The following is a 6723-nucleotide window of genomic DNA, read 5'->3' on the forward strand; positions in this document are numbered from 1 at the left end:
TACAATCGACAACGCCTCCACTCCGGACTCGGCTACAAGACTCCCGCAGAAGTCCAAGCCGCGTACGAGCAGTTGCAGGCAGCGGCGTAAGAAGACGCCGCCCCACGAACACGGGCGCCAACTCGGTGTCGACGCAGCGAGATATCTCTCACACTGACTCAGAGGCGGGTGGCTTCTACACGCCCAGACGTCGATACTTGACGGGTAAACCAGCCTGCTCGACTCACCCAGCCTCGCTGACAAATGCCCGCACCGCAGCAATTACCAGAACGCAGCATTGTCGATTCTAACTGGACCCCCGCCGGTCTCCCGATGAACATCTCCTGAACATCTTCTCCTCGAAGCAACATTGAAAAGGAATAGCTAAAGTGAGCGAACACTTCTGGTTCTCGGTACTAGGACCAGTTCGCGCCCAACGTCATAAAGTAGAGATCGACCTGGGGTCCCGTCAGCAACGTGCGGTCCTTGCGGCACTTCTGCTTCGAGAGGGCCGCCACGTCTCGCTCGATGAATTGATCGAGGCAGTATGGGGCGGCACACCCCCGCGCTCGGCAGCACAAACAATCCGCACATATATACACCGCCTGCGGAAGATTCTGGAACCGGTACACCATGCAGACGCCTCGATCATCATCTCCATGGGTAATGGTTACGCACTGCAGACCTCCCCGGACCAATTGGATCTCAGTGTATTCCGTCAGCGGGTGGCGAAGGCCGATACGGCCGCCAAGGAAGGAAACCACGCCATAGCCGTAACTCACCTCCGCGATGCTCTCGCCTTGTGGCATGGGGATCCGCTAGCCGGAATCCCCGGTGAGCACGCGACGACTCAGCGTTCCCATCTTGAGGCACTGCGCCTTGCCGCCATCGAGAAACGTATCAAGGCGGAATGGGTACTCGAAAGATTCGGTGAGACCAGTGTGGAACTTGTCGATATAGTCGCCAAGTATCCTTTAAACGAGAGATTTCGGGAAATGCTGATGCTCGCCCTCTGTAAGTCCGGGCGGCAGGCAGAAGCACTTGCGGTCTACCGGGAGGTGCGGGCTCTCCTCTCACGGGAACTGGCCATCGAGCCCGGCTCGCGATTGCAAGCCCTCCACGATCGTGTCCTACGAGCCGACCCGGAGCTTTCGGTCTCGGACGTATTCCCCCCAGCAGCTGACCCCACCACTCCGGAGCCGTCCGGGGCCGCAGCCCTCGATGTGTCGCCTCCCCAGGTACTGGCCGCGCTGCCCGCCGACTTGCCCACCTTCATTGACCGTGAGTACGAGCTCGCCCAGCTCGAAGCCCTGCTGGCGGCCGATCAGCAAAACGCCACCATCGCAGCGACCAGTGTGATTGTCGGCATGGCCGGTGTCGGAAAGACCACCCTCGCGGTGCACTGGGCGCACCGGAACGCTCATCGTTTCCCCGACGGGCAGTTGTATCTCAATCTACGCGGATTCGATGCCTCCAACCCGGCCATGTCTCCGACAGAAGCATTCGGATCGATTCTCCAGTCCCTCGGGGTTTCCTCGTCGCTGCTCCCGGCAGACCTCAATGCCCAGATAGCGCTCTATCGCACTCTACTCACCGGCCGCCGGATACTGCTGCTGCTCGACAACGCCCGCGACGCAGAACAGATACGCCCCTTGCTGCCCAGCACACCAGGTTCGCTAGTGGTCGTCACAAGTCGCAATCAGCTTTCCAGCCTTATCACCATCGACGGTGCCCGCCCAATGAGGATCGATGTGCTGTCCGCGGCTCAGGCGACCAGATTACTCTTCCACCGCATCGGTGAGGAAAGGTCGGCCGCCGAACCCGAGGCGGTCAACGAGATCATCAAATATTGTGGGGGACTCCCCATCGCGCTGGCCATGGTCGCGGCCCGCGCGGTCTGCCACCCCACGTTCCGCCTGACATCCATCGCCGCCGAACTACGGGCAAGTCATGGAAGTCTGAACGCGTTCAGCGATACCGATCCGTCCACGGACGCGCGAGCCGTCTTCTCCTGCTCGTATCACGTGCTGGATCCCTCGGCGGCGAGGCTGTTCCGCCTGCTCTCCTTGCATCCCGGACCGTTCGGTGTGGCCGCCGCAGCCGCCATCGCCGGACTGCCCATCGAGCAGACCCGCCTCCTACTTGTCGACCTGGTCCGGGCTCATCTCCTCAAGGAGCCGACACCAGGCCGCTACTCTTATCACGACCTGCTGCGGGTGTACGCGACCGAGCTTGCCGATACGGAGGACTCGGCGCACGAGCGGGACGCGGCGGCCCACCAGATGCTCGACCACTATGTACACACCGGCTTCGCTGCCTCCCGGCTATTCGCCCCCAACCGGGATCCGGTTGGACCTTGCGTCTCACTCTCCGACCGCAACACCGAGAACCTGACCGACCGCGAGCAGGCTCTGGCGTGGTTCGCGACGGAACATCAGACATTGATGGCGGTGATCGCTCAGTCCGCTAGCCGCCAGGCGGACACCCAAACCTGGCAACTCGTATGGATCATCAAGCACTTCCTTTACTTTGGGGGACATCAGCACCATTTGCTGGCCACCCAACAACTGGCGCTGGAAGCAGCCCAGCGTCTCTCCGACTCGGTCGCTCAGGCCCACACCCATCTCAGCCTGGTCCGCACTGAAGCACAACTGGGCCGCTTCGACGAAGCCCAGGCCCACGCGAACCAGGCCATCCAGATCTTCGCCGAGACCGGGGATGCCTCAGCTCGCGCCGAAACACACCGGGAGTTGAGCTGGGTACTGGAACGGCAAGGCGACTTCCGCACCGCCCTCATCCATGCTCAGCAGGCCTTGGATCTGATCCAATTGACTGGCGACCGATCGAAACACGGCCTGGCACTCAATGCTGTCGGGTGGTGTCACGCCCTGCTCGGCCAGGGGGAGCAGGCCCTGACCTACTGCCGGCAGGCCCTGCGGGAGCTCAAGGACGTCGGCCATCAGGTGGGTCAGGCCGACACCTGGGACACACTCGGCTATGCCTATCACGGCCTCGGCCGGCACTCCGAGGCCGTGAGCAGCTATCAGCAAGCGTTTGACCTTTACCGGCAATTGAGAGCCGGCTACGCCGAGGCCAGCACGCTGATCCGCCTAGGCGACGTCCAACTGGCCATCGGTCAGGTCGAAGCGGCCCGCAGCGCGTGGGGGCGTGCCCTGAGCTTGTTCGACGGGCTCGACAACCCCGACAATGCCGAGCGCACAGAGGCCCTGGCCAAACTGCGGAATCTGGATACCGAGTTCGATGGGCATGGGCCGACCGCGATCCGGTCCTCCGTGCCGGGGCGCGTCGTGACTGCGGTCCGGAGCGGCTGAGCCGCGATGCCCGCCTTCCCGCATGGGGACCATATGCGGGAAGGCGGGCGGTGTGAGTGCCCCGCCGGGCGGTTCGCAGCGGTTCCTACAGTTTGATCACGGACTGCCCGTAGCCGTCCTCATCCCGCTCGGACTCCGGGCGGCTGTCCCGTCCGGGGATGCTCACCAGAGCGCGCTTGAGCCATCGGTCCGTACCGTCATAGCGGGGACGGAAGGGCACCCGGCCGTGCACGACAAGGTCGTTGTCGACGACCATGACGTCCCCGGGTTCCAACGCCACGCTCATGGACACCCCGGCCAGTTCGGCCTCCAGCCGGGCATACGCCTCGCGGTGGTCGTCATCGGCCTGCCCCAGGGGCGTGTACGCCGGGTCGAACCGCAGGGTGAGTCCGTCCGGGGATTCCCACAGCGTGCGGACCGGCACCGGCTCGCCGGTGAAGTCCGGGCGCTTCGCGTACGCGTCGTCGGGAAGTATGGGCAGAATCGGGCGGGTGAGCAGGGCGATGTCCTCGGGTGACAGTCCGGTCCGGCGGATACTGGCCGCTGTGGTGCCCACCCGGTCATGGTTTCGCATGCAGCACAGCACCAGCAGATGAGCGCGTTCCGGGTGGAAGGCGTCCTCCGTGTGCGGGCTGAGAAGAACGGTGCTGCTGGCCCCCGTCTGTTCGAGCTCGTGGCCGGGCGACGGGACGATGTTGTTGACGGCACGGCCGTCCTGTTGCCCCTCCCACGCGATCGGATGCCCCATCAGTGTCGCGATGAGCAGCAACGTCACGTCCCACAGAGCGCCCGCGTCGCCCACACTCGACCAGTGTGCGGGCGTGGGGCCCAGGTCGCTGTCATCAATCTCCAGGCCACGGAGTATGAACAGGCCCTCGGGCGAGAAGACGGGACGAAGAACCTCCCTGGTGGGCTCCTCCAGTCGGGCCGCCGCCTCCGGCAGGGCATCGAAGAGGTCGGAGTGGGTCGCGGACCCGAACTCGGCGAGGAGCTTATCGGCAGCCTGGACGAGCTGGGCGGTTGAGTAGTGATCGAGCCGACGGATGTATGCGGCTTCTGTTGCCATGGGAAAAGCCTCTGCATGAGAAGGGGGTGCACGGCCGGGCCGGTCGAGGGCATGACATAGCAGGGGATCTGGGCCGGGCAATGTTCCGGGCCCGGCACGATCCCTTGTCGCTGTGCCTGTACAGGCGGCTGCCGTCCAGCCCTGTTGGCGCTGTGAGGACGGTCTTCTCGGCCGAACGGCCGTGGGTGAGGGGGCACCGGGGCGATCGCTTCGCCACCGTCTCCCGGGCCCGAGGAGGAGGTGGGCGATGCTGCGCGGAGTGCGTCACGGCCCTCTTGACAGGCCGCGTGGTGAACAGCGTGCGAGTGCTCCGGGCGGGCGGTGCCCTGGATCCGGTACGGGGCGGCCTCAGCGTCATGGGGTGGCCTCAGCCGTGACCTGGTGCGGTCCGTCCACGGCTGGCCGGGCACCGGCCAGCCTCCGGACACTTACCAGCGCGGCGAGCAGCAGCACGGCCGCGCCGACGAGGAAGGGCGAGCGCAGCCCCAGGAGATGGGCGAGCAGCCCGCCGGTCACCGCGCCGAGAGCCCCCGCAGCCGCGTTCGCCATCTGGTACGCCATGCTGACCCGGCCGAGCAGATGGCTGGGCACGATGTCCTGGCGCAGCGACACCGCAGTGACGTTCCACGTCAGGGACATGGCTCCGTAGCCCGCGATGAAGCACCCGGACACCACACCCGAGGAGACCGCGCCCGCACCCGCGGCGGCCACAGCCGACCCGGCCATGGCGAGGCAGAGCGTCCTGCCGGGGCCGATCCGCGCGGACAGCCACGGGGTGATGGCCGCCCCTGCAAGGCCGCCCGTGGCGAACGCCGCCACGAGCAGCCCGTAGCCAACGCCGCCCAGGCCGAGCACCTCCCGCGCGTAGAGCACCAGGACGGAGGTCAGGCCCACGGTGACAAGACTGGAGACAGCGGACGCCAGGCACAGACCCCGCAGGAACGGGTGGCGCCACAGCCATCGGAGACCCTCGGCCATGTCGTGACGGAGGGATGCCGCCGGGCCGGGGGTGCCAGCGGCCCGCGGCGAAAAATCGCCCGGCAGGACGGCGACCAGGACGGCAGCGACCGCGAAGGACACCGTATTGACCCCGAACGGTGCCGCCACCGCCCAGGTGAACAGCACAGCTCCCACCGGTGTCCCGAGGAGGCTGTCGGTCACCAGCGACCCCGCCTGGAGCCTCGCGTTGGCGCGGGTGCGCTCACCCGGCCCGACCAGAGCCGGAACGATGCCGGCCCAGGCACCGTTGTAGACCACCTGCCCGCAGCCGAAGAGGAAGCCCACGACGGTGAGCAGCGCGATCGACGGCGGCCCCGTGGCGACAGCCAGGGTGAAGCAGCCGGCGAGCACGGCACGAGCGGAGTCGGTGACCCAGAGCATCTTGCGGCGGTCGAGGCGGTCCGCCAGGGTGCCCGACAGCAGACCGACCAGGAGCCACGGCAGTTGCTCGGCCAGGGAGACCAGGGAAACCTGGCGTGGATCGCTCGTGACCTGTGCGGCGAGCAGCGGCAACGCGGCGAAACGCATCCCGTCACCGAGGCCGGACACGGTGACCGAGGTCCACACCAGCCAGAAGCGGGACCCGAGCGGCGCTGCGCCGTACTTCGGTCGAGCGGGCATCAACCGGACTCCAGTCTGTGACAGGTCATGGGCGCTTGACGGGCCGGGGCCAGGCCGGGTGGTGCGATATGTGTCACCGCACCCCCGGCCACCGGTCGGCCGAACCGAATTCAGCGAACGGCCCCGCACGGACTCGTGGCGGTCAGTTCTCTGCGTTCATCGCGTCGATAAGGCTCTTGGGCCGCATATCCGTCCAGTTCGCCTCGACATGGTCCAGGCACGACTGACGGCTGTCCGGGCCGTGCACCGCGCTCCAGCCTTCCGGAACCTCCACGAAGGACGGCCAGATGGAGTGCTGGTTTTCCGCGTTGACCAGTACCAGGAATTGTCCGGACTGGTTCTCGAAGGGATTTTCCATGATGTTTTCCTTCATCTCTTATCGGGTGAGGTGGCTTTTCGAGTGAGGTGTCAGTTCAACCCGCCCCATTCGGCTTCGAGTTCTTCGAGTTCGTCGTCGTCCAGGGCCAGGAGCGGCTTGCCGGACGGCTGAGGGACATCCGCCTTACCTTCGAGTTCGCGGGCGATGGTGGCCAGTACGGCCACCGTCTTGTGGGTGAAGACATCCCGCGGGCTGATCACCAGCCCTGCCTTCCGGGCCCGGGACACCAGCTGGATCGAGACGATCGAATCGCCGCCCAGATCGAAGAAACTGTCATCGATACCCACGGCGTCGAGTCCCAGGACATCGGCGAAGAGCCGGGCCAGCAGTTCTTCCTGTGGCGTACG

General features: G+C 65.8%; 5 protein-coding genes. 1 reads left to right on the top strand and 4 read right to left on the bottom strand.

All coding sequences use genetic code 11. The features are described 5' to 3' along the window. Window positions 1-368: 368 nt before the first annotated feature. The gene (locus tag ABZV38_RS39090; protein WP_356333576.1) at window positions 369-3311 is read left to right on the top strand and encodes a BTAD domain-containing putative transcriptional regulator; all 2943 of its coding nucleotides are present in this window, start codon (window positions 369-371) and stop codon (window positions 3309-3311) included. Window positions 3312-3396: 85 nt separating this feature from the next. Here the strand turns inward: ABZV38_RS39090 and ABZV38_RS39095 are convergent, their stop codons facing one another. From ABZV38_RS39095 to ABZV38_RS39110, 4 genes are all read right to left on the bottom strand, one after another. Continuing rightward, on the bottom strand, window positions 3397-4377 hold the full coding sequence (locus ABZV38_RS39095; RefSeq protein ID WP_356333578.1) for a TauD/TfdA family dioxygenase: 981 nt from the start codon (window positions 4375-4377) through the stop codon (window positions 3397-3399). Between the two features lie 354 nt (window positions 4378-4731). Next, complete coding sequence (locus tag ABZV38_RS39100; RefSeq protein WP_356333579.1) at window positions 4732-5997, bottom strand: MFS transporter; 1266 nt, start codon at window positions 5995-5997, stop codon at window positions 4732-4734. Between the two features lie 142 nt (window positions 5998-6139). Further along, a complete protein-coding gene (locus ABZV38_RS39105) occupies window positions 6140-6355 on the bottom strand; it encodes an MbtH family protein (protein WP_356333584.1) in 216 nt (71 codons plus the stop codon). Between the two features lie 50 nt (window positions 6356-6405). Then, window positions 6406-6723: phosphopantetheine-binding protein (locus tag ABZV38_RS39110; RefSeq protein ID WP_356333581.1), on the bottom strand; the 318-nt coding region annotated here is incomplete at its 5' end.

It is taken from the genome of Streptomyces sp. NPDC005181 (assembly GCF_040608395.1).
In the GTDB taxonomy this organism is placed as follows: Bacteria; Actinomycetota; Actinomycetes; order Streptomycetales; family Streptomycetaceae; genus Streptomyces.